Genomic DNA, 24,473 nt, shown 5'->3' on the forward strand with positions numbered 1-24,473 from the left:
TAAAAAGGAATGCTTAATTAGGAAGAAAGAAAAGGTAAAGAATTTCTAAAGAATTATAAAGGATTATTAAATTTAGGGAAATAATAGAAAAAGTTCAATTTCTTATATGATAAGAAATTGAACTTTTTATTTGTAATATTAACATTTGTATGGAAGTAGTTTTACAGTGAATGTTGTTTTTTCGTCATCACTATATACTTCAATTGTTCCTTTATGCAACTCGACTATACTTTTTGCAATTGCTAATCCAAGTCCAGATCCACCAGTGTTTGTAGAGCGAGATTTCTCAACGCGGTAAAAACGTTCAAAAATATGAGGTAAATCCGTACTAGGAATAGGTTGTCCGTAATTTGTTATATCAATTGTAATCATATTATTGCTTTCATAAGCAGTAAGGTCAATATAGCGACCTTCGCTTCCATAAGCGATAGCGTTTATAATAAGATTTTCAAACACACGCACTAATTTGTCACCATCAGCTAATACCATAAGCTTTTGAGACGGGAAAGAAGGCCGACATTCTATATTAGCTTCTTGAACCTGTATGCGGAATTGAACAGTTAATTGTCCAAGTAACTCTACAATATCAATAGGAACAGAATACAAGCTTAATTCTTTATTTTGAACACGTGTATATTCGAACAAGTCATTCATTAATGCATTAAGACGAGTTACTTTATCGTAAATGACTTGAATATAGTATCGCAATTCCACTTCATCTCTATAATTATCATGATGGATTAAATTTACGTATCCAACTATAGAAGTAAGGGGGGTGCGTAAGTCATGTGATACATTTGTAATAAGTTCACTTTTTGCTTGTTCCGCTTGTCTTTCTTCATCAATGGAGACTTTTAATTGTTCAACAATTTCATTGACCCCGATTGCTAATTCTTCTAGATAATTATGATTTACAATAGAAACTTTATGATTGAAGTTTCCATTTGCAATATAACGAATTTCTTCTATCATTTTTTTTATACAAGTTTCATAATAAAGTTTTTTCTCGTGACGATAAAAAATGTAAAGATAGGATGAAAAAATAGAAAATAAAAACAAATAAGATACAATCATCATCCATAAAGACTCTTTAATCCCTTTATACTTTTCATAACCAAAAATTCGAATGAATTCTTTACCGAGTTCAGTTAGAGTAAGTGAACTCTCAATTACACTCGTAACGAGGCGATAAATAATTAGTTCAGTAATAGGAGTGAGTGTGATAGCTAATAAAAGCCAAAAAATAAGTTTCCATTTAGGAATATCTTTTAATATATCAAATGCTTCATTTCTCAATTTTATAGCCAACTCCCCAAACAGTATGAATCAATTTTTCTCCATTCATTACTGTTTCAAGTTTATCTCGTAAGTTGCTAATATGGACCATTACCGTCTTATTTGAACCATAACCATCTTCATTCCAAACGCGTTCGAAAATTTCTTCTGAACTAAATACTCTTCCTGTATTACTCGCAAGTAAATATAAAATATCGAATTCAATAGAGGTTAGTTTAATATACTCTCCATTTACTTTAACTGTATGATTATGTTTGTGTATTTCAACAGAGCGAATACGAATAATACCATCTTCATTCTTTTGCGAAGTAGCATTTTGGAAAGAGGATCTTCGTAATAAAGCTTTCACTCTAGCTACTAATTCTAATGGATTGAATGGTTTGATCATATAATCATCGGCACCTGTCATAAGGCCTAATATTTTATCCATATCTTCTGCTTTTGCACTAAGCATTAGAATTGGTACAGTATTATTTTCACGCACTTCCTGACAAACTTCTAATCCGTTTCGTTTTGGCATCATAATATCCAAAATCATAAGATCAACTTCATATGTAGAAACCTTTTGCAATGCTTCATCGCCATCATAAGCTTTATAAATGTTATAGCCTTCATTTCGCAAATAAACAGCAAGTAATTCAACAATTTCTTTATCATCATCAATAATTAATATATTTTTATTCATTGTGTAGTTCCTTTCCTTACAAATCATCAACATTACTATAATATCAAACATTTATGTACTTGTAGCGATGATTCTGTATAAAATTTCATGTAACGTATTAAAAAGGAGTAAAAAGATTAATAACGAATATAAAATAACAAGGATATTTAGATTCTACATTATAATGGAAGTTAGTTATAAGGGGGATTTTCTATGTTATGTAATGATATATATTTATTTACTCCAACTGGAAAAATAGACAATGATATTAAAGCTTTTCTACTAAAATATAATAAAGAGTTTACATATAAACATTCAATTCGTGTGGCAAATGAGGCAAAAAAGATTGCAGAAAAGTTTCACGTAGATAAAGAAAAAGCAGCAATTGCAGGATATTTACATGATATTAGTGGCATTTTTCCGAACGAGGAGCGGATTGCAGTTGCTGAAGAATTTGGGGTAGAAATAGTGGAAACAGAAAGAAAAATTCCTATGATTATTCATCAAAAATTATCGAGAGTAATCGCAAAAGAAATATTTAAAGTAGAAGATGAAGAAATTTTAAATGCAATTTGTTGCCATACAACGTTGCGTAAACATGCAACGAAGATGGATTTAGTATTATTTGTTGCAGATAAAATAGAATGGGATCAAAACGGGACACCACCATATTTAATAGAAATAAAAAAAGGATTGGAAAAATCTTTGGAAAAAGCAGCTTTTGTATATATTTCATATTTGTGGGAAAGGAAAGATACATTGAAAGTTATACATCCGTGGCTAGAAGAAGCATACTGGGATTTAAAAGGAATTTTACAGTAGAAAGGACAAGGAAATGCAATTAAAAGAATATATGAATCAAACATTTCCAGGAGTTACATTAGGACCCTACTTATATTCTCAGTGGGGAAATCATTTACATTTTGATTTCGGAAAAGATAAATATCAAATTGTAGAAGGAACCAACGATTTAAATATGGAATACTTTTCTCAACTATATACATATAATAAATTCTTATTTGAAGACATATTTTCAAAAGAAGATGTAGTGTTTGTAGTGACAAATGTTTATAGATTTAAAAAGGAAAACATAAAAACTCCACAGAAAATAAATGTATACAATAAATATATTAAGAAAAGAGATTTAAGATTTCATATAAGACAAGAAACGTTACCGTTTCTATTTGAAGATGAAGAAGCAGATTTATATTGTACATATCATTTTTCTTTAAAATGTCTTGCGGAAGATATTAAGTATGAATTGCTTATACAAGCTGCTAATCACGAGGATTTCTCTGCTCTGTATCCTCGATTTGGACGAAAAAAAGAAATTTCTTATCCAGATGTATTTCTCATAAATGCAACGAAAGATATTGTCATGTTTATGTGTGATGATAGAGGATGTGAAGTAATTGCGAAGAATAAAGAAATAATACGAGATTTATATAAGAAATACAAAGAATGGATTCCAGATTATGAACGAGAAAGTATAGATAACTTATTTAAATGACAATAGGGGAAGTGAAGCGTGTAATGAAACGTATTGCAATAGTATCTGCATGGGAACCAGAACTGACGTATTTGCATCAACATTATCCGAGTGAACGTGTTGAAAAAAGAGCAGCTTGGGAATTTCATTTTCATACTATTAATGAGCTGGAAATTATATCAGTTGTTACTGGTGTTGGTAAAGTAAGCTGCGCTAGTTGTGTACAATTGTTAATTAGTGAGTTTCAGCCAGATGAGTTGTTTATGACAGGAATATGCGGAAGTTTATCAAACAAGGTGAAAAACGGTCATATTGTAGTGGCACTAAACGCAATACAACACGATGTTACTGCAGCTGGCTCAGGGGAAGATGTTTTTAATTTATATAACGGTAGAACAGCACCTATTGAAACAACAAAATCACTTGTAAGAAGAATAAAAAAAATACGATCATATGATCCAATACATTTCGGTACATTTTTATCCGGAGATCAACGTATTCGTAGTTCAGAAATGAGATATTTACTCCATACCGTATATGGAGCATTGGCAGTTGATCAAGAAGTAGCAGCTTTCGCCTATGTATGCCAAATAAATAAAAAACCATTTCTATGTTTAAAAGCTGCTTCAGATCAAGCAAATGATAAAACGAAAGAAGAACAAAAAATCTTTAAAATGCTAGCATGCGAAAGAGCATGTGAGCATTTAATTGCTTTTTTGCGTGTTTATGAGATTAATGTAGTAAATAATAGATAGTTTGTTATAAAACAAATTAATAGTGGGTTATATGTAGGGAAATGTCCGTTCATTTCAAATTAAGAGCTGAAATTTATAATAGATGGAATATATTATATGGGTACATGTTGCGGTTAATACAAGCAATTGGAGGGCAATTTTATATGATTCAATATAAAAGATGTAGTGAAGTAAATATTGATTTAGTATATGAAGCTTTTAAAGATGGATTTTCCGATTATATTATTAAGATGGAAGTTTCAAAAGGTGATTTTATACACCGTTTTTTGGGACCAGAAGGTAATTTGCTAGAACATTCTTTTCTTGCTTTAGACGGTGACAAATCAGTTGGCGTAATATTAGGTGGTATAAAGGATTATGAAAGTATAAAGACTATGCGCTGTGGAACATTAGCGGTTCATCCTAATTACCGCGGTATTGGTGTCAGTCAAAAATTATTTGAACTGCATAAAGAAGAGGCGATTCAACATGGATGTAAGCAACTTTTTCTCGAAGTCATTGTAGGAAACGACCGAGCGATTCATTTTTATAATAAGTTGGGCTATGAAAAAGTGTACGATCTTTCTTATTATAATTTAAATGATTTGACTAAAATAATGAATAAAGATTGTAAGGATATTGAAGTAAAACAATTAGAATTTCCAACTTTTAAAGATGAAATTCAGAAATGGTTAAACTTCCATATAAATTGGCAAAATGATGTTGATTATATCGAAAAAACAAATAATGTATTTTATGTTGCATATGTCACTAATGACTTAAAAGGCTCTCTATGTGTAAATGAACAAGGTAAAATTAGTTTTATTTTCGTAGACAAAGATTATAGAAATATTGGTGTTGGGATGAAATTATTAGAAGTAGCAAGAGAAGAATTACATTTATCAAGTTTATCAATTGGGTTTCCTAACAATAATTTACTGGAGGGTTTTTTAAAGAAATGTAGATTTGAAAAGAATTCTTTAGCACAATATGAAATGTATTTATTACTCTAAGAGCGGAAAGATTTATTCTTTTTGCTTTTTATTTTGCTGTTATGTTGGTAAATGCTCCGTAACTATAATTTATAATGCGAGGGAGTTTGTTTATCCTTAAGTTATTTTTTTAATTGTCAATTTCATACTAATAATTTTCTTTGTATAATATTCTAATTTTATGTAGAATAGATACGATGGGAGGGGATGAAATGAATAATGGATTAAAGTTTAAGATTTTTGAATTGCATTGTCTCGTTCAAAAGACTTATTCTGATATTAAAATGGCATGTGATATTGCTATTTATCAAGAAAACACTTCTAAATATTTAATTTCATTAGGATTTTTAAATAAATCATATATGACTTATATAGAAGCAAAAAGATTCTATCGCGAAAATGAAGAGCTTGTAAGTGTAGAATTTGATAATTTCTTTGATATGTATGATAAATTAGAAAACGAATTAAAACAAGTTATTTCAACTGAAGATAAAAATCCTTCATCGCTACATAGCAGACTTGATCAGTTTCAGCAGAAAGTTGAAAATATAAATGACCTAATAAAAGTATTGCAAAATGCTCGTTAATGAATGCTTTTTTCTTTTTGTATAGAAATTATGTATTAAAAACATTTTAGGGATATTACATATTGAAGAGGTGGCTTTTGTAGATTACAAAAGTCATCTTTTTATGTTAGGAATAGATTGTATACATTTTAGCAGTTTCATATAAATAATAGAAATTTATACGAGGTAAATATCATGGGAAATAAAAAAGAAATAGCTATAGTTGCATTAACAACAGGATTCGTTTTAACAAGTGTAACACCATATGGAGTAGGTCATGCAGAGGAACCTGGTCAAATGCAAGTTGAAATTCAAGAGGATTCGTTCCGTACAGGTGATCTTACACAACCATCAAAAAAAACGCCAGAGAATGTAGTGAAGGATGCACTTAAGGAAAATACGGAGCATGCTTTGTCTCCAAAACAAGTTAGTGCAGAAACAGGAGTAGATTACAAGGTTCTTCAAAAACGTGGTTCTTATGATGGAACTACACTGGTGCGCATGCAACAAATATATGAAGGAAAAGAAGTGTATGGCCACCAGTTGACTGCTCACGTAGATAAAAAAGGTATTATTAAAAGCATTTCAGGAGCTAGCGCACAAAATTTAACACAAGAAGATTTAAAGAAACCTATTAATTTATCAAAAGAAGAAGCGAAACAATATATTTATAAAAGGTACGGAAATGACACTAAATTTATTTCTGAACCAGAAGTTAAGACGGTTATTTTTGTTGATGAAAATCATGGGCAGGCTAGCAATGCATATCAAGTTACATTTGCTGCTACAACACCAAATTATGTATCTGGAACTTATTTAGTGAATGCTAGTAATGGTGAAATGTTAAAAGATATGGTACAAGAATCAAGTTTGAAAATAAGTGAAGAGTATGTTCAATCCGTTAAGGAAAATAAAACTAGCAATTTCACATCATTAACTGGAACAGGAAAAGATGATTTAGGCGTAACTCGTACATTTGGTATTTCTAAACAGACCAGTGGGAATTATGCGCTTGCTGATTACACAAGAGGACAAGGAATTGAGACATATGATGTAAAGTATAGAGATATTACAAATGAAGAAAGTTATTATCCTGGTATACTAACAACTAGCGCTTCAACGACATTTAATGATCCAAAGGCGGTAAGCGCTCATTTCTTAGCAACAAAGGTATATGATTTTTATAAAGAAAAATATAAACGTAATAGTTTTGATAATAAAGGGAAAAAAGTAGTTTCAGTGGTACATGCATGGGATTCCGGAGGAACAAATGATCCTGAAAATTGGGAGAATGCATTTAGTACTAATATTAATAACATTAGTATGCTTTTATATGGAGATCCAATGGTAAAAGCGTTCGACATAGCGGGTCATGAATTTACACATGCGGTTACATCTAGCGAATCTAACCTTGAATTTTCAGGAGAATCTGGGGCGATTAACGAGGCATTATCTGATATTATGGGAACGGCTATAGAGAAATACATAAATAATGGAGAATTTAACTGGACAATAGGAGAACAAACGGGATCGATTTTTCGTAATATGAAAAATCCAACTGCAATTAATTTTTCAGAAGGACTACCGTATCCTGATGATTATAGTAAATATAATGATTTAAATGGAGAGGATTATGGAGGCGTTCATTTTAACTCAAGTATTATTAATAAAGTTGCGTATTTAATTGCACAAGGTGGTACTCATAACGGCGTAAATGTAAATGGTATTGGTGAAGATAAAATGTTTGATATTTTCTATTATGCAAATACTGATGAATTAAACATGACTTCTGATTTCTCTGAATTGAGATTGGCATGCCTTACAGTTGCAACTAATAAATATGGAACGAACTCAATTGAAGTTCAAGCAATCCAAAATGCTTTTGATGCGGCAAAAATTACAGGAACAGTGAAAGAAAACGAAAAAACAGTAGAAAACCAAGCTCCAGAGTTAACTGTACCGATTACCATTACACTACGTGTAGGTGATACGTTTGATCCAATGAGAAATGTAAAAGCTGTTGATAAAGAAGATGGTGATTTAACAAATAAAGTAAAGCATAAAGGCGATGTAGATACTTCAAAACCAGGTACATACATTGTGGAATACTTGGTCGTTGATTCCCAAGGGAGAAATACAACGGCTAGACAGACTGTAATTGTAGAGAAAAATGGAGAAACATCAGATTTAGAACCTAAATTAACAGTGCCTGTTGGAGCGACAATTCATGTAGGAGATTCATTTGTTCCAATGGCAGAAGTATTAGCTATCGATAAAGAAGACGGTGATCTCACTTCTAAAATCAAAGTTGATGGTGAAGTAGATACATCTAAAGCCGGTACTTACATATTAACGTACACGGTTACAGATTCTAAAGGTCATGAAGTAACGGCGAAGCAAACTGTAACGGTCAAAGTTAGAGAAGAAGTTAAAAATGATAAACCAATACTAAAAGTACCTGCTACAACTTCAATTACTGAGGGTGATCAATTTGATCCGTTGGTAGGAGTATCAGCTACTGACAAAGAAGACGGTGACCTTACTTCTAAAGTAGCGTATGAAGGAACTATAGATACAACTAAAGCTGGTACTTATGAAATAATATATAGTGTAAGAGATTCCGTGGGTAATGAGGTAAATACAATACAAAAAGTATTAGTGAAAGATAAAGAAACTAGCAAACCTAATGGTCTTGCTAATAAGACAAATAACAATAATATCTCAAATAACAGTAATACCGATAAAAAAGAATATACATATAAGGAGCTGCCAAAGACGGGTGTAAGTACAACTAACAGTGCAGCAATCGGCATATTGATGATTATTGCAGGTACAGTACTCACTTTGATTCGCAAATTTAGAAAGATACAAAAATAATAGTAGGGATTATTCGTTTGAAGAAAAGAGTTGAGTATTCAAAAGAAATAAAGTAGAAAGTAAATAAAACGAAATATGGATTTTTTACTTATTAAGATTTTAATAGTTAAGCGGTACATTTGGCTTTTATAAAAATTTGCAGTTGGATACTATTCTGTCTACAGAACTATATTACATATAAAACACGTTACTATTCTTTTATTTTAATGAGAATAGTAACGTGTTTTTTGATTTGAAAATAGCATAAATCCTATAGCTCATGAATATAGGAGTACTTCTAATTTGCCATTGATAAGTTACTGAAAACACTTTGTTTTAATGGAAGTGTCACTCTAAATGACAACATGAGATTTTCGGTATTTACCAGGTGTTTCATGGGTGAATTTTTTAAAAATTTTAGTGAAATAACTTTGATCGCTAAAATTAAGCGAAGCGCATATGTCTGATAAGGGATAGGTGGTGAAAGTTAATAATTTCTTTGCTTCTTCGATTCGTTCACGTTGAATGTACTCAATTAATGAAATACCGACTTCTTTTTTAAATAATATAGATAAATAATCTGAATTCACATTTGCAAATTTAGCAAGTTGTTTAACAGATATTGGATTGTAAATGTTTTTATAAATGTAGTTTTTGCAAATAGCGATAGTCTGTGAATGTTGCTGTGTTTTTTGTGCCTTTACACGGTCTGCAAAGATACAAAAAGCATTTTTTAATAAATCCCAAACAGATTCTTTGTCTTTTAAATCTTCTGTTCTTTGAATATGTAAATCATAAATTTTGTAAGCAATCCCAGATGGAAGTCCCCCTTTTATCGCATATCTAGTAGCGAGCGTGATGGATGAAATACAAATGTTTTTATGACGTCTTAATTGATGGAATGAAGATAAAGATGAAAGAGTCTCTTGTTGGAATTCGTAATAATATTTGAGCACGGTTTCTTTATCCCCGTTTTCTATAGAACCAAGTAGTTGCTGCTCTATATATAAATTATGATAAATGGATTCGTCTTTTTGCATTGAAATATATACATCTTCGTTTAAGATTCTGCTATGACTTATATGAAGTGAGTCACTGTTATTTGAAAATGTGCTTACATCTGAATTTTTTTTATAGAGAATGTTATAGAACAATATTGCTATATTTACAAAGAAATTTTGATCTTTGACTGACAATGAAAAATAATGGTCTCTTGTTCTTTTATAATTTGGAATAAAATTAAGTTTACTATCCGCTTTACTTGTAGAAAAATTTACATGTGCCAAGGGCCCAATAATAACAGTACCGTTCACCATATAATCGCTCTTTATGTGAATTAAAATAAAGTGCCCTAGATGTTCGTGAGTTCTGAAGATGGGGGAATTATATGTATCATTTCTCTGAAAAAGCACATGTAACTGTTCTATTTTTGATGTATACAACGAGTGTGAATCATTTTTTGATGTGAATTCTAAAAGAATATTTTTGTTACAATCTAAAAAACAAACTGGAATTTCAAAAGATTGGAAAAACATATTGCAAATGTACTCTATCTCAACTAGACTGAGCTTTTTAGTCATATTCTTCCTCCTTACAGTTATGCGTAATAGTTAAATAAACATATATTCCTTTTTTCATAAGTAGAAACGGAAAACCTTTATTAATAAAAAATATAAATAAAAGTTATAAACTTCTAAGAATAATACCATAATTTAACATGAATAGCACATATTATTCGAATATACAGGTAATAGTTTTGGACAGTAGCGTAAAATATGAATCGTCACACTTATTTGTTGGTTATTACTTATATGTATTAATAATGATTAAGATTGGATTTTAAATAGGGATAGGAAGTGAGAAATTAATAGATTGACAGTAAGTGACTAGTCGAAATTAGTAGTGAAAGCTATTATGTAACAAATGTAATGATTCTTGAAATAGGGATATAAGTGTAATTTAGGGGAGAAAATTACATATATCATGTGGAGAGACAACGTAATAATAGAAGATAAGAAAAGTGAATAAGTGATTGTAAACAATGGATTGTTGGACGACTATGTTTTATGTTATTCGTTTAAATCTGATACTTGGCACACTATTGCTTTTAAGAAGGTAATAGTAATAAAGAGATTTTTAAAATGATAGAAGTAGTAAAGGGGATAAGAGAAATGAAAAAAATATTTAGTGTGCTTTTAGTGTTTTTCTTAACATTTTCTACATGGTCTAGTGTATTAGTAAAGGCGGATTCACCATCTAAAGGTACTTTAACGATTCATAAGTATGAACAAGAAAAAGATGGAGCGCAGGGACTAGAAGGTGACGGTTCTGCAAATCAAGAGGTGCCAAAAGATGCGAAACCATTAAAAGGTGTAACGTTTGAAGTAAAAAGGGTTGCTTCTTTTGAAAAAATTTCAAACGATGGGAAAATCGTAAAAGAAGACGTGAAACCTGTAATGGGAGCCACTCCAAATCAAGTAGTAACAGATGATAACGGACAAGCTGTATTAAAAGATCTTCCGCTAGGACGTTATGAGGTGAAAGAAGTGGCAGGACCTCCACATGTTAATCTAAATCCCAATACGTATACAGTGGATATCCCATTAACGAATAAAGAGGGTAAGGTGCTAAACTATGATGTTCACATGTATCCTAAAAATGAGGTTAAACGTGGTGCAGTTGATTTAATAAAAACTGGTGTAAATGAAAAAGCATTAGCAGGTGCAGTATTCTCTTTATTTAAAAAAGACGGTACAGAAGTGAAAAAAGAGTTAGTAACAGATGCTAATGGTCATATTCACGTGCAAGGATTGGTGTATGGAGAATACTATTTCCAAGAAACAAAAGCTCCGAAAGGCTATGTAATAGATCCAACTAAACGTGAGTTTTTTGTTAAGAACGCCGGAACAATTAATGAAGATGGAACTATTACTTCTGGTACAGTAGTTAAATTAGAAGTGAAAAACTATGAAGAACCAACAATTGATAAAAAGATTAACGGAAAATCGGAAGCGTTACCAATCAATCCGTTAACTAATTATAATTATGATATTAAAACATTAATTCCAGAAGACATTAAGGAATACAAAAAATATGTGGTAACAGATACTTTGGATAATCGTTTAGTGATTCAAGGAAAGCCAATCGTGAAAATTGATGGAGCAGAAGTAAATGCAAGCATTGTAGAGGTAGCTATAGAAGGTCAAAAGGTAACAGCTACAGTAAAAGATTTCACAAAATTAGATGGTAAAAAAGAATTTCATTTGCAAATTAAATCTCAAGTAAAAGAAGGAGTACCATCTGGTTCGGAAATTTTAAATACAGCAAAAATTGATTTTACAAATAAAAATGATGTAATTGGAGAAAAGGAATCTAAACCTGTAGTTGTTGTTCCAACAACTGGAATAATTGAGTTAACAAAAATTGATGGTGCTAATAAGAATAAATTAAAAGGTGCAGAGTTTGTACTTAAAGATAAAAATGGAAAAATAGTTGTTGTAGCAGGAAAAGAAGTAACAGGTGTATCAGATGAAAATGGTGTTATTAAATGGTCTAACATTCCATATGGAGACTATCAAATTTTCGAAACGAAAGCTCCAACATATACAAAAGAAGATGGTACAAAAGCTTCTTATCAATTATTAAAAGATCCCATTGATGTAAAGATTAGCGAAAATAATCAAACGGTTAAATTAACGATTGAAAATAATAAAAGTGGATGGGTTCTTCCGGTAACGGGTGGCATAGGAACGACTCTTTTTACTGTAATAGGTCTTACGTTAATGGTTACAGCGGCATTTGTTTTCTTTAGAAAAAAGTCTGCTAATAATTAAGATTTTAGGAACATGTAACTATGGGAAAAGGGGAGAAGCAAAATGCTTCCCTCTTTTCGATATTTAAGCATATACAGAGGTGGAAATATGAAACGAAATCTTGTTTTGGGAGGTATTTTTTTATTTGGATTAGGTGTTTTTTTATATCCTACTATTAGTAATTGGTTGGCGACTCGTGCACATTATTCTGAGATTAGCTCTTACGATAAGAATATCAAAGCATTACAAAAGAAAGAAGTCGAACGTAGGGAAAAAGAAGCAGCCGAATATAATAAACAAGTTCACACTTCCACGAAAACATTTACTGATCCATTTTCTGAAAAAAAAAGTAATCATCGAGCATATGCTGATGCGTTAAATTTAGGAGATGTAATGGGGTATATTGAAATATCGAAAATCAATATAAAACTGCCAATCTATCAAGGGACATCTGAGGAAGTATTGAGCCGCGGGATAGGTCATTTAGATTTTTCTTCGCTCCCGATAGGTGGAGAAAATACGCACACTATTTTAACAGGGCATCGTGGTTTACCATCAGCAAAATTATTTACAGATTTAGATAAGTTGAGTGAAGGAGATCTTTTTTATATTCATTCTTTAGACAAAGTTCTTGCTTATAAAGTAGATCAAATTAAAGTAGTGTTACCACACGAAACGGACGATCTACAAATTGTAGAAAATAAAGACTATACAACTTTAATTACGTGTACGCCTTATGGAGTAAACACCAATAGGTTGCTAGTTCGAGGTGTGCGTGTGGAGTTAAACGAGAAAGAAAAACAAAAAGTGAGTACAGAGATATTTATATTTAATAAGTGGACTGTAATAGTTCCAATCCTATTGTTATGTGTGTTTCTAGTCGTAATTTATAAGAAAAGGTTAACTCGATAGAATATATTTATTTATCCTGCATTAATGGGAAGTGGGACCGGAAATTCAGAGATAAGTAAAGAAAGTATAGAAAGTATAGAAAGGATGAAGTAAATCCTCATTGGTGAATATGTCATTTTATGCGACTATAGGAAAAATACGGTAAAGGTGGGAACAAAGGAATTGAGGCTACGATTAAAGCTGGTAAGTATTCATTTTATTGTTTTGTTAATGTTAAGTGTAAGTTTTGTCATATATGTACCAAAAGAAGTATATGGATCCACGACAAACTTAGAAGGTCTAGGTGATATATCGCGCTATAATGCTGTTGTCTTTGGTAACCATAAAGCAATAGGTGGCGACATTGAAGGAGCAATTGCAGTTCAAGGTGATATGGATGCATCGGGGTATACAATTGTAGGTGCTGCAGCGGGAACATCTAATATAGTAGGTGAAAAATGGGTTGATGAGGGATATCCGTCCTTGTTATTGTCTGGAAAATTTAAGAAATCAAGAGAAGAATCTTTTATCATTCAAAACGGAATAGTAGTAATGACAAAAGAGAGTGATCCAGATCGCATCATACAATCCTCTTATGATCGTATCGTTTATAAAGAAAAACTAGAAATTGACGCGAAATTTAATGAATTTCGCAATATAGTGAACCAAGTCAGTAAAAATGCAGGTCAATATAAAACAAATACCCCAATTCCAAATATGAGTCATGGAATCGGAAAAGATATAAACAATCCTAATATTTATGTTTCATCAGAATTGACAGGGGAAATTAATTTAGATATAAGAGATGTATTTTTACCAAATGCTAAGGACAAAGATTTTATTGTTATGTATTCGGATGTAACAGAGGTTACATTTAAAAATGGGTCTATTCTATATGACACGAACAATATTGGAAGGGCTACAGATATAGTTCCTACATCACAACCATATTCTCCTAATTCCCCGTTTACTGAGCTATACGGGAAAGTGATTTGGGTTTTTCCAAATGCGAAAAAAATTACAACAGAGGGATATGGTGTCGTTGGGAGTGTGTTTGCCCCAAATGCTGTATTAGAAACAAAAGGCGGCTCGATTAATGGACAAGCATTTGTCGGCGCGGTACAACAAACTGGTGGATTTGAATTTCACAATTTTAAATTTAACTGGCAACATTGGAACAAGCCTAGTACTGGAAAAGTAAAAATAAAAAAAGTTGATAGTAATAATGATAATAAAAAATTGGTGGGAGCAAAGTTTCATATAGAAGATTCAAAAGGAAAAGTAGTTGGAGAGTTAATAACAGATGAAAAAGGAGAAATGATATCAAAGGACTTACCAATAGGAAACTATACCTTAGTGGAAGTAGAAGCACCTAAAGGTTACGAATTATTAAAAGAAAAAATAACTGTAAAAATAGAAAAAGATGCAGTAGTAGAAATTAAAATAGGAAATAAGAAATTGCCAGATCCAATGGGAAAAATGAAGTTAGTGAAAGTAGACATAAGTGATAAAAATAAAAAGCTAGCAGGGGCAAAGTTTCATATAGAAGATCCAAAAGGAAAAATAGTTGGAGAACTAGTAACAAATGAAGAAGGAGAAGCGATATCAAAAGACTTACCAATAGGAAACTATACCTTAGTGGAAGTAGAAGCACCTAAAGGTTACGAATTATTAAAAGAAAAAATAACTGTAAAATTAGAAAAAGATGCAGTAGTAGAAATTAAAATAGGAAATAAGAAATTGCCAGATCCAATGGGGAAAATGAAGCTTGTGAAAGTAGACATAAGTGATAAAAATAAAAAGCTAGCAGGAGCAAAGTTTAAAATTGAAGATTCAAAAGGAAAAATAGTTGGAGAACTAGTAACAAATGAAGAAGGAGAAGTAATATCAAAAGACTTACCAATAGGAAACTATATCGTAGTGGAAATAGAAGCGCCTAAAGGTTATGAATTATTAAAAGATAAAATAGCTGTAAAAATAGAAAAAGATACAGTAGTAGAAATTAAAATAGGAAATAAGAAATTGCCAGATCCGACTGGGCAATTTGAAATTGAAAAAGTTGATGATAAGGATAGTGAATTAAAGCTAAAAGGCGCTGTATTTCAAGTGTTAGATAAAGAAGGGAAAGAAGTTAGTAGATTAATAACGGATGAAAAAGGAAAGGTAATTTCCAACCAATTAGCAATTGGAAAGTATACGATTAAAGAAATGAAAGCACCGAACGGATACACGTTACTTAGAGATCCAATAGAAATAGAAATTACAGAAGCAGTAAAGACACAAAAAATAACAGTGAAAAATACGAAGAATAATTGGGTAATTCCTAATACTGGTGGGAGCGGAACAACAATTTTTTACGTAATTGGTATTATGCTAATGTTTGCTGTGCTATATTTCTGTAAGAAAAATCGTATATTATGAACTAATTTTATAGAGTTAGACAGATCGTTGCGTTAGAGAGTTTTTAGGACATGAGTTCGGTATTGTACTGGACTCATGTTACTAAATTTGTTGAAGGAGGAAGGATAATAGTAAACATAGAATATATTAATGAATTAAAATATTTAAGAGGTGAACATGGTGGCGATAAAACAAGACGAAATTAAAGTAGTTGTCGGAGCTGGAGTGTTTAATAATAATCCAGGTTGGATTCAAACGCAAGAAGATGAACTTAACTTACTAGATAAAGCTACGTGGGAAAAAAGATTTGAATACAACTCTATTTCAGCTATTTTAGCTGAGCATGTATGGGAACACCTTACTTTTGAAGAAGGTGTAAGAGCAGCTGAAATTTGTTATGAATTTTTAAAACCATCTGGTCATATTCGGTGCGGAGTCCCTGATGCATTCTTTCAGGATGAGGCATATCAAAATATAGTTCAAATAGGGGGCCCCGGTCCGAAAGATCATCCAGCAGCAAGTCATAAAATCGTTCATAATTATACAACATTAACGAAAATGTTTGAAACTGCTGGATTCGAGGTAGTTTTACTTGAATATTGTGATGAAAATGGTCGGTTTTATTACAACGAATGGGATGCAAACGACGGTGTTATTTTCCGTTCGAAAAGGTATGATTCTAGAAATAAAGGCGATAAACTTGGTTTTCCATCGCTAATTGTCGATGCGATTAAGCGCTAATCATTCAACAAAAAAAGGAGTTAATCCTATGATTTCATAAGTCGCAAATGCGGCTTTTTTATTTGTACGTAAATCTATATTTAATTTTCAATATTATATAACTCGATTTAGAAAATATTTAAGTTTTTCTCAGCACCATTCACTTTAAATTAACACTTCGTTGACATAAATATTTATTTTATATTTATATTCGTGTAAAATGGAATGAGAACATATATTCTATATAAGGAGGCAATCAAAATGATAGCTGAAATTAGGAAACTAACTGATGGATATATTGTAAAATTTGAACGCCAATTTCCATATACGGCAGAAGAAGTTTGGTCTGTATTAACAGAAAACAGTAAGCTGAAAAAATGGATGTCCAATTTACAGATTGAGAGCCTTAATACGGGTGGAATAATAAAGTTCGACATGATGGACGGTTCATTCATAAACATTGATATTTTAGAGTGTCAATTAAACTCAGTACTTGAATTTACTTGGGATAAAGACCGTGTCCGATTTGAAATACATAAAGAGGAAAATGGTACTCTTTTATTCCTAAAAGAGTACATTCATGAATTAACAGATCATACACCGAGAGATATAGCTGGTTGGCATATTTGTTTAAATCTTTTTTCTTACGTTTTAGAAGGAGAAGAGAAAGAATTTTCTAAAGATGAATGGCAACAGTGGTTTGAAATATACAAGGATAAGATTCATGAAGTGAGAGGATAATTGCATAATAGGTAATATTCATTATGTAATTATTATATTGTAAAAATGCTTTTGTGAATAAATAAGAATAGAGGTTAATATGAAAGTAAATCAATTAATTGCTAATAACATAAATAAATTAGATGCAACTATACCGTTTAATAAATCGTTTGGAATTGCTGGGTTATCTGGATCGGGTAAAACAACTTTTTGCCAAACAATTGGTGAAGAGTCAAAAAAACGATTAGTTTCTTTATTACCAAAGGCTGAATATCAATATTTATTTCCTAACATTATGGAAACAAATTTTAGTGCCATTAAGATGGAAGAAATGCCTTTAGTACTTTTTCTAGGAAAATCATCGATTTCGTCTAATCCGCGTTCAACGATTGGTACTCATACTGGTGTTTTTACAGAGATTCGGGAAAAACTTGCTGAAGTTTTTAATCTTTCTCCAGAGGTCTTTTCATTTAATAATCAATTAGGCTGGTGTACTGGTTGTAAAGGCCGTGGTACTACAAAAAATGTTGAGTGTAAAAAATGTAAGGGAAAACGTTATAGTGAAGAAATTGAACAATATGAAATTGATTTGTTGGACAAGCCACATTCAATCTCAAATATTAATGATTTAAGTATTGAATCTATTCTTTCACTAGCAAAAGAATTAAATATTAGTGAAGAAAAACAGCATATACTGCAAAATATTATTAATATGAACATTGGTTATTTAACATTAAATCAAATTATGGGTACGTTGTCAGGTGGAGAGTTAACACGACTTTATTTGGCTGAATTCATGGCAGTAAGTGAAAATGCTGTAATTATTATTGATGAGATTTCAGTTGGACTTGATCATGAAACTTTATTACAAATTTTAGAAGAAATTAAACGACTAGGGCGTAAAAATCAAATTTGGCTTATTGATCATTCAGATACAGTACTAGATACAACTGATGAGCAATTGTTCTTTGGACCTGGTAGCGGAAAATATGGTGGCAAAATTGTGGAAGAATCACCAAGACCAAAGTCAATACTGTGGGATCGAAATAAAGAAATGCCAACAGAATATTATACATTCTATGATTTATATTGCCGTAATATCCAAATGGCTGAGTTTCAAATTCCTAAAAACAGGCTTGTAACAGTTACAGGAGAATCGGGATGTGGGAAATCTACACTTGTCAATGAATGCCTAGCTACAGATTTTTTGAAACGATATCCAAAAGATAAATTAGTTATGGTAGGACAAGACCGAAATCAATCGATTACAAGTCGATCAACTGTAGCAACTTTCCTAGATATTAAAAAGAAACTGACAAAGTATAGTGAAGACATTGATGATATTTTTGAGCGCTCGATTGAGGATATTATTGATGAACTTCCAAATGAAGATATCGCTTATAAACGTTTGAGCCTACTAATTAAATTAGGGCTTGGCTATTTAACATTAGAGAGAAAAACACAAACATTATCGACAGGTGAATTTCAATGTGTTCATTTAGTTTCAGAATTATTTGCAAACACTAGAAATCCACATACATTATTCATTTTTGATGAGCCTTCAAAAGGTTTATCACAAAATATTTTAAATCAATTTATCGATAGTATTAGAGGTATTCTGCAAGATGAATCAGTTTCAATCATTATGATTGAGCATAATCGTTACATGTTAGAAAGCTCTGATTATATAGTTGATTTTGGAAAAAGGCAGAATGAATCTGTAGAGCATTTGGATGTTGTTAATCATGAGGATTACTATCGTCAAAAAAGTAATGTGAATAGCACAGAGAAAATAAACATCTCTTCAATGCTTAAGCAGAAAAAAGGAGTTCACTATTTAGAAGGGAATCATATTAACTATTTTAAAAATGCCGAAAACGTTTATAAGGGCGGTATTTTAAAAAGTTTATCATCAATGGCTAGGTTAATTTATGGTGAATATGAATCTGATACAATCGCACCTGTTATTGCTATTGATCTTGAAAGACATTTATATAGTCAATTTAGCTTCTTATATGAGATTGGTGGATTAATTAATCATATTGTAGCTGCTCATCCAATTAATAAAGATACGAGAAGTTTTGATTTCTATTCACAGGACAATCATTGTCCATCTTGTTCTGGACGTCTTCAAATTGAAGTTTTTGATAAAGATATTGCCATTCAAGATAAAAGTGTTCCATTTTGGGATGGGCTATTCGATCCAGAAATCATGAAGGTATTAAAATTTTATCAGCATGAAAAAATAGAATTTCTATTCGACGAAATAAAAAATGAGCTTGGTCACGATTTGTCAAAGAGCTATAATGATATGTCAGAAGAAGAAAAGCATACGTTTTGGTACGGGTATTTTGAAAAATCATTTTATGATAAAAAAGGAAAGACACGCAGAACATGGGTAGGGTTTAATACAATTATTGGTGGATATATTGTTATTTCAAAAGCACCTATTAAAGAAGAAATTAAGAGTTCAAAAAAAATGATGAAATGTCCAATTTGTGAGGGGACGGTTTTAAATCATCATAAACCACTTAAATTTGGTAACGTAGATATTCGTGAAATAATCAATCAGCCTATTAATGAAGTATTGAAAACAGTTGGTGATTTACCGGCACTTGTTAAATTGAAGTCTATTGTTGGTGGCGATATGGTATTGACAGAAGATGTTTCTTTATTGCCAAGAAAAGCACAAGTTGCATTGAAAATGTTTGAATTAGAACAAGCAAGCTTTTCAAACTATGAAATGGTGTTACAAAATGTTTTACCATTCTGGGGTGAAATAAAAGGAAATATCGAATCCATTAGTGTTAATAATCAAGTAACTGTTTGTGATTTCCCTAATGTTTATGAAACGAGAGAAAACATTATAAATAAATATTTCACAAATGGTAAATATAAAAAACTTACGTATGTATACGAAGCGTTTGGATACAAAAAATTAGTTACCCAAATTAATAAAATTAAAAAGAGTAATCCATGTCCATTTTGTAAAGGTAAGAAAGTGATAACCGAAGATAATCTACATGATGGTGTCTTTAAACTAACAATTCCATGTGTAACTTGTAATGCAAGTGGTATTAATGACGAAGGGTTAAAAGAAGTTGTTGAGGGCGTGGATGTACAAACGTGGTTAACTGGAAAAGTAAGTGATGTTGTGAATGAAAGCTTATTAACAGAAGCTGTTGGACAAATACCAATTTTTAATCGCATACGTGAGTTGGATAAACGAGATATGATGGCGGTTTATGAATGTCTTGAGAAAAATAACTAGTGATGATTGTCAATTGCAGTAGTCATAAAAACAGGAATATAGGTTTTTAATTATATAAATATAACATGTTAAATTGTTATTTAAATCGTTAAAAATAGTTGACCCTCACACAATGTCATTGTTTAAGATAAAGTTGAGCTTCAAAGTAGATGTAACTTATAGGAGGAAATCATGTTTAAAATAGGGGATTTTTCAAAACTCTCTTCCATTAGTATACGAATGTTGAGACACTACGATAAAGTGGAATTACTACAACCAGTAAAAGTCGATGAGCAGAGTGGATATCGATTTTATTCAGCAGACCAATTAAAAAAAGTAAATCAAATTCAAACGTTAAAAGCTATGGGGTTTAATATTGCTACCATCAAAGAAATAATAGAATGCGATAATATAGATACCATAAAAGAGCAATTTTTAAATCGTAGTGCTCAAATTAAAGAAGACATGAATAACCTCCAAAAACAATTACGTCTCCTCGAAGACTCAATGAAAACGATGAGAGAGGATGTTGTTGAGATGAATTATCATGTTTCAATAAAAGAAATTCCAGAAAGAACTGTAGCTAGTGTTAGAAAGATTATTCCATCGTATAATTGCGAAGGTGATTTATGGAGTGTATTAATGCAAGAAATTCAAATGAAAAATATTAGTATTGCCCAACCGAGTTATAGTATTGCGGTTTTCCATGATCGTGAATACAAAGAAAATGATGTAGATATAGAAATACAGCTAAGTATTCTAGGTAAGCACGAAAATACAAAAGACGTTACATTTAAAAATATGGAATCGACTAATGTAGCTTCTATAACAGTTAATGGAAGTTATGAACAGATGACAGCTGTAAATGAGGCTGCGGCAAAATGGATTGAGACAGAGGGTTATAAATTAGCAGGCCCGATGTTTAATATTTATCATGTGAGCCCAGCGATGGAAGCGGATCCTAATAAGTGGGTTACAGAAGTTTGTTATCCAATAAACAAATAAGTAATAAAAAAAGGCATGTTTTATGCCTTTTTTTATTTTATTAATATCTCAAAATATATAATTTTTCCTCTTTACAGTTTTCGTATCGGACTACATAAGGCAATAAAGACTTCAATTATTTTAGTAAAAGCAGCTAAAGCAAATATAAATACAGGATTGTAGGCTGAAATAATTCCACCTACTAATGCCCCCAATGGCATAGATAATCGTGTAAGTACACGAGAAAAACCTAAAACACGTCCTTGCAAATTGGATGGAACAGTTTCCTGCCGAATTGATGTAACAATCGTATTCCATGTGATATTACATGTCATCGCGATACCGAAAGCAATTCCGGGAGCAAGCCAATATGTACTCCATAAAGCAAATGTTAATCCAAGCGCTCCAAAAAATAGGAGTAAAGGAATAAGTATACCACGTCGAAATTTCTTTTCTAAAGGAACGGCAATTAAGCTTCCTAAAAGCCCACCTATTCCTATTAAAGTATAATTATAACCACTTTGTGCGGAGGTAAGATTTAATGTCGATAATAAATAATACATAAGTACACCTAAAACAGCACTTGCTCCAAAGTTACCTACCATAGCTTGAAGTGACAAAGCTATATTTAACCGATCATTTTTGAGCCATTTAAATCCATCAAACAAATCATTTAGTACATTTTGCAATGTTTTTTTATCAGTATTCTTTTTATTTAAGTTTTTCATAGAAGGTAATATAATCACAGCAATTAATGTAGCAATAAATGAAAGAACATTAATCCAAAGTACTTGAAAGCCGCCAATAAAAGATATGAAAAGCCCAGCTATGATTGGACCAAACAAACTAGCCAATTGATTAACCATTTGATATAAAGAATTAGCCTTCGTTAATGATGCACCTGCGATGTGTGGAATGACTGTAACTGTTGTTACATCAAAAAGCATGGACATAACTGCTAAGATAAAAGTAATTACGTATAAATGCCAGACTTCTAATAGATGTAATGCATGTAGAATTGGTACGAGACTTACTAAAATAATATTGATAATATCCGCCATCCAAAGTAACTTTTTTCGATCATATCGATCAACTAGTACACCAACTAAAGGGCCAAATAAAACGATTGGCAATACGTTAACAGCAAATAAAGAACTCATAATTACAGCTGAACCAGTTAATTGATAGGCAATCCAAGGCATTGCAAAAGTATATAGTGAATCCCCGATTCGTGAAATGAGTAAACCAAAAATAAAAATCTTGTATTCTTTTGAAAAAGTTGTCTTGACAGTTAATCTTCGTTCTTGTACAAATTTCACAATTGTATGACCTCCCTTTTTTATAGAGGAATTTGAAAATAATCCGTCCAATATGTATTAAATATAGAATTCTGTAAGAAGTTGTTGAATCCTACTTTATAATATTGATTTTATATAAAATTGTAGGGAATAGAAATTAGGGCGGTTTTTATGCGAGGAGGCGGAATGATTCGAGAACAAAAGGGGTTGCTGGATAAAGAGTTAATCTTATGACCTTTTCCGCAATTATTGTGGTTAGCAGAACTTTTGAAAGAAGATCCTACATTAATATATCCCTTTTTTAGTTAATAATAGCCTCCTTAATACTAGTTAATACAAGGAGGCATTAAATTTTTAATAATTAATGATATGTGTACCCTCCATCAGGAAATAATACATTACCCGTAGTAAAACTATTTTGCATTAAATATAGAACAGTATGTGCAATTTCATTATTATGGCCAGGCCTTTTTACAAGAGAAAGAGATTTATAAGATTCATAAGCAGCTAGTCTATTTTCGTTTTGTTCATTTTCTTTTTGTATTGTTCCAGGAGAAACCACATTAACTCTAATAGGAGCTAATTCCACAGCTAAAGCCTTCCCTAAACTTTCAATAGCACCATTGCAAGCTCCATAAGCAGGTGCGCCTTTAAGTGGTCTTTGACTAAATGCACCAGACATTAACACAATCGATCCAGAGTTTGAAAGAAAAGGAATTGCATATTTTACGGCATAATATTGAGGCCAAAACTTTCCGATGAAGCTACTTTCAGCAATTTCCTCTGTAGAGGTAATTGGTCCAAGTGTATAAGAGGCTCCCGGTGTGAATAAATGATCAAAGTTCCCAACTGTCTTGAAAAAATTTTGTAATTGCTCTTTATTTTGATTATCCAATATATAAGTTTGAAGATGATTGTTATTTATTACTTCTCGAGCAACTTTTAATTTTTCTTCCGAGCGTCCGGCAATAATAACATGTGCACCTTGTTTAATTGCTTGTGTTGCTGTTGCTAATCCAATACCAGAACTCCCGCCAATGATAACAATACGGCTATTTTTTAATGTAGTAATAGACATATTTTAGCCACTCCTTTAATAAAAAATTTAGAATATAACTAACTGTGCTATGCTTTTATTATTCGCTAAAAGGGAGCAAGTGAAAAGTACGCACTTTATATGTACATAGTCGCAAATTTCGTACTAATCGCTATACATGCGGATAAGTAATAGGAAAAATTTCTAAATATGGTTTATCCCGCATTAACGGGCAGTAAAACTCTCACCTCAAAGTTAGGAAAATGCAAGGAAGTTAGGTAAGAGATCAATTGCCCGTAAAAGCTCGATTGGTTCAACTAATAATCAGTGTGGGATGAACAAAACCCCCACTGATTAAAGTTTCCCTTTATGATATCTGAGGAGAGGTGAGAAAAATGGATTTACAAGAACCGAAGTTAAAAGGGGTAATAGCAACATTACAAATAATCGGTGGGAAATGGAAGTCACTCATTTTGTTTATTTTGCTAACAGATGGAATGAAACGTTTTGGTGAATTAAAGCGATTGATACCAGATATATCTCAAGGGACGTTAGCGAAGCAATTACGTGAATTAGAGCAAGATCAACTAATAAAACGCGAAATTTATCAAGAAATACCACCTAAAGTAGAATATAGCTTAACTGAACATGGAAAAACAGTCAGTACTGTTTTGGATAGTATGTGTAGTTGGGGAAGAGGGCATTTAGAATATATAGATAAAGATAAACCATAAAAATGTTATGTAAACTTATTGTGGTGTGAAG

Annotated in this window: 19 protein-coding genes; 14 read left to right on the forward strand and 5 right to left on the reverse strand. The window is 31.6% G+C overall.

Features of this window, described 5'->3' with window-relative positions:
- Positions 1-138: 138 nt before the first annotated feature.
- On the reverse strand, positions 139-1,296 hold the full coding sequence (locus ACS2FK_RS16955) for a sensor histidine kinase (RefSeq protein WP_001243312.1): 1,158 nt from the start codon (positions 1,294-1,296) through the stop codon (positions 139-141).
- A complete protein-coding gene (locus ACS2FK_RS16960) occupies positions 1,286-1,981 on the reverse strand; it encodes a response regulator transcription factor (protein WP_001038809.1) in 696 nt (231 codons plus the stop codon). Before ACS2FK_RS16960 ends, ACS2FK_RS16955 begins: the two co-directional genes overlap by 11 nt.
- 192 nt (positions 1,982-2,173) lie before the next feature.
- Here ACS2FK_RS16960 and yqeK point away from each other — a divergent pair, with 192 nt between their 5' ends.
- The 6 genes from yqeK (at position 2,174) to ACS2FK_RS16990 (ending at position 8,618) form a co-directional block, all read left to right on the forward strand.
- Positions 2,174-2,782: a bis(5'-nucleosyl)-tetraphosphatase (symmetrical) YqeK gene (yqeK, locus tag ACS2FK_RS16965; protein WP_063547343.1), complete on the forward strand. Its 609-nt coding sequence runs from the start codon at positions 2,174-2,176 to the stop codon at positions 2,780-2,782.
- A 13-nt stretch (positions 2,783-2,795) separates the two neighbouring features.
- Positions 2,796-3,470, forward strand: a complete 675-nt coding sequence (locus ACS2FK_RS16970) for a DUF3885 domain-containing protein (RefSeq protein WP_043924663.1) — start codon at positions 2,796-2,798, stop codon at positions 3,468-3,470.
- Complete coding sequence (gene mtnN, locus ACS2FK_RS16975; RefSeq protein ID WP_000151939.1) at positions 3,467-4,204, forward strand: 5'-methylthioadenosine/S-adenosylhomocysteine nucleosidase; 738 nt, start codon at positions 3,467-3,469, stop codon at positions 4,202-4,204. The genes ACS2FK_RS16970 and mtnN overlap by 4 nt, the downstream gene beginning before the upstream one ends.
- 143 nt (positions 4,205-4,347) lie before the next feature.
- The gene (locus tag ACS2FK_RS16980; RefSeq protein ID WP_063547344.1) at positions 4,348-5,196 is read left to right on the forward strand and encodes a GNAT family N-acetyltransferase; all 849 of its coding nucleotides are present in this window, start codon (positions 4,348-4,350) and stop codon (positions 5,194-5,196) included.
- Between the two features lie 191 nt (positions 5,197-5,387).
- Positions 5,388-5,762, forward strand: a complete 375-nt coding sequence (locus tag ACS2FK_RS16985) for a hypothetical protein (RefSeq protein ID WP_001059026.1) — start codon at positions 5,388-5,390, stop codon at positions 5,760-5,762.
- Between the two features lie 174 nt (positions 5,763-5,936).
- Entirely contained in the window at positions 5,937-8,618 is a 2,682-nt protein-coding gene (locus tag ACS2FK_RS16990) for a M4 family metallopeptidase (protein ID WP_063547345.1), read from the forward strand.
- A 332-nt stretch (positions 8,619-8,950) separates the two neighbouring features.
- Here the strand turns inward: ACS2FK_RS16990 and ACS2FK_RS16995 are convergent, their stop codons facing one another.
- A complete protein-coding gene (locus tag ACS2FK_RS16995; RefSeq protein ID WP_063547346.1) occupies positions 8,951-10,177 on the reverse strand; it encodes a helix-turn-helix domain-containing protein in 1,227 nt (408 codons plus the stop codon).
- 591 nt (positions 10,178-10,768) lie between these two features.
- On the opposite strand from ACS2FK_RS16995, the gene ACS2FK_RS17000 reads away from it, so the two are divergent.
- From ACS2FK_RS17000 to ACS2FK_RS17030, 7 genes are all read left to right on the forward strand, one after another.
- A complete protein-coding gene (locus tag ACS2FK_RS17000) occupies positions 10,769-12,430 on the forward strand; it encodes an LPXTG cell wall anchor domain-containing protein (RefSeq protein ID WP_080469930.1) in 1,662 nt (553 codons plus the stop codon).
- Between the two features lie 87 nt (positions 12,431-12,517).
- A complete protein-coding gene (locus ACS2FK_RS17005) occupies positions 12,518-13,321 on the forward strand; it encodes a class C sortase (protein WP_080469929.1) in 804 nt (267 codons plus the stop codon).
- Positions 13,322-13,483: 162 nt separating this feature from the next.
- Complete coding sequence (locus tag ACS2FK_RS17010; RefSeq protein WP_063547349.1) at positions 13,484-15,721, forward strand: SpaA isopeptide-forming pilin-related protein; 2,238 nt, start codon at positions 13,484-13,486, stop codon at positions 15,719-15,721.
- A 156-nt stretch (positions 15,722-15,877) separates the two neighbouring features.
- Positions 15,878-16,441, forward strand: coding sequence for a class I SAM-dependent methyltransferase (locus tag ACS2FK_RS17015; protein ID WP_140157204.1), 564 nt, complete (start codon positions 15,878-15,880; stop codon positions 16,439-16,441).
- 240 nt (positions 16,442-16,681) lie between these two features.
- The gene (locus ACS2FK_RS17020) at positions 16,682-17,161 is read left to right on the forward strand and encodes an SRPBCC family protein (RefSeq protein WP_063547350.1); all 480 of its coding nucleotides are present in this window, start codon (positions 16,682-16,684) and stop codon (positions 17,159-17,161) included.
- Between the two features lie 79 nt (positions 17,162-17,240).
- Positions 17,241-20,411, forward strand: a complete 3,171-nt coding sequence (locus ACS2FK_RS17025) for an ATP-binding cassette domain-containing protein (protein WP_063547351.1) — start codon at positions 17,241-17,243, stop codon at positions 20,409-20,411.
- Positions 20,412-20,582: 171 nt separating this feature from the next.
- Complete coding sequence (locus tag ACS2FK_RS17030; RefSeq protein WP_063536412.1) at positions 20,583-21,395, forward strand: MerR family transcriptional regulator; 813 nt, start codon at positions 20,583-20,585, stop codon at positions 21,393-21,395.
- Positions 21,396-21,466: 71 nt separating this feature from the next.
- Here the strand turns inward: ACS2FK_RS17030 and ACS2FK_RS17035 are convergent, their stop codons facing one another.
- Positions 21,467-22,693 (reverse strand): MFS transporter, encoded by a 1,227-nt coding sequence (locus ACS2FK_RS17035; RefSeq protein ID WP_063547352.1) that lies wholly within the window; start codon positions 22,691-22,693, stop codon positions 21,467-21,469.
- Between the two features lie 340 nt (positions 22,694-23,033).
- Positions 23,034-23,750 (reverse strand): SDR family oxidoreductase, encoded by a 717-nt coding sequence (locus tag ACS2FK_RS17040; RefSeq protein ID WP_000029109.1) that lies wholly within the window; start codon positions 23,748-23,750, stop codon positions 23,034-23,036.
- Positions 23,751-24,103: 353 nt separating this feature from the next.
- Between ACS2FK_RS17040 and ACS2FK_RS17045 the strand changes: the two genes are divergently transcribed.
- Positions 24,104-24,442 (forward strand): winged helix-turn-helix transcriptional regulator, encoded by a 339-nt coding sequence (locus ACS2FK_RS17045; RefSeq protein WP_000365537.1) that lies wholly within the window; start codon positions 24,104-24,106, stop codon positions 24,440-24,442.
- Positions 24,443-24,473: the final 31 nt, after the last annotated feature.

It is taken from the genome of Bacillus cereus group sp. BceL220 (assembly GCF_051776965.1).
In the GTDB taxonomy this organism is placed as follows: Bacteria; Bacillota; Bacilli; order Bacillales; family Bacillaceae_G; genus Bacillus_A; species Bacillus_A cereus.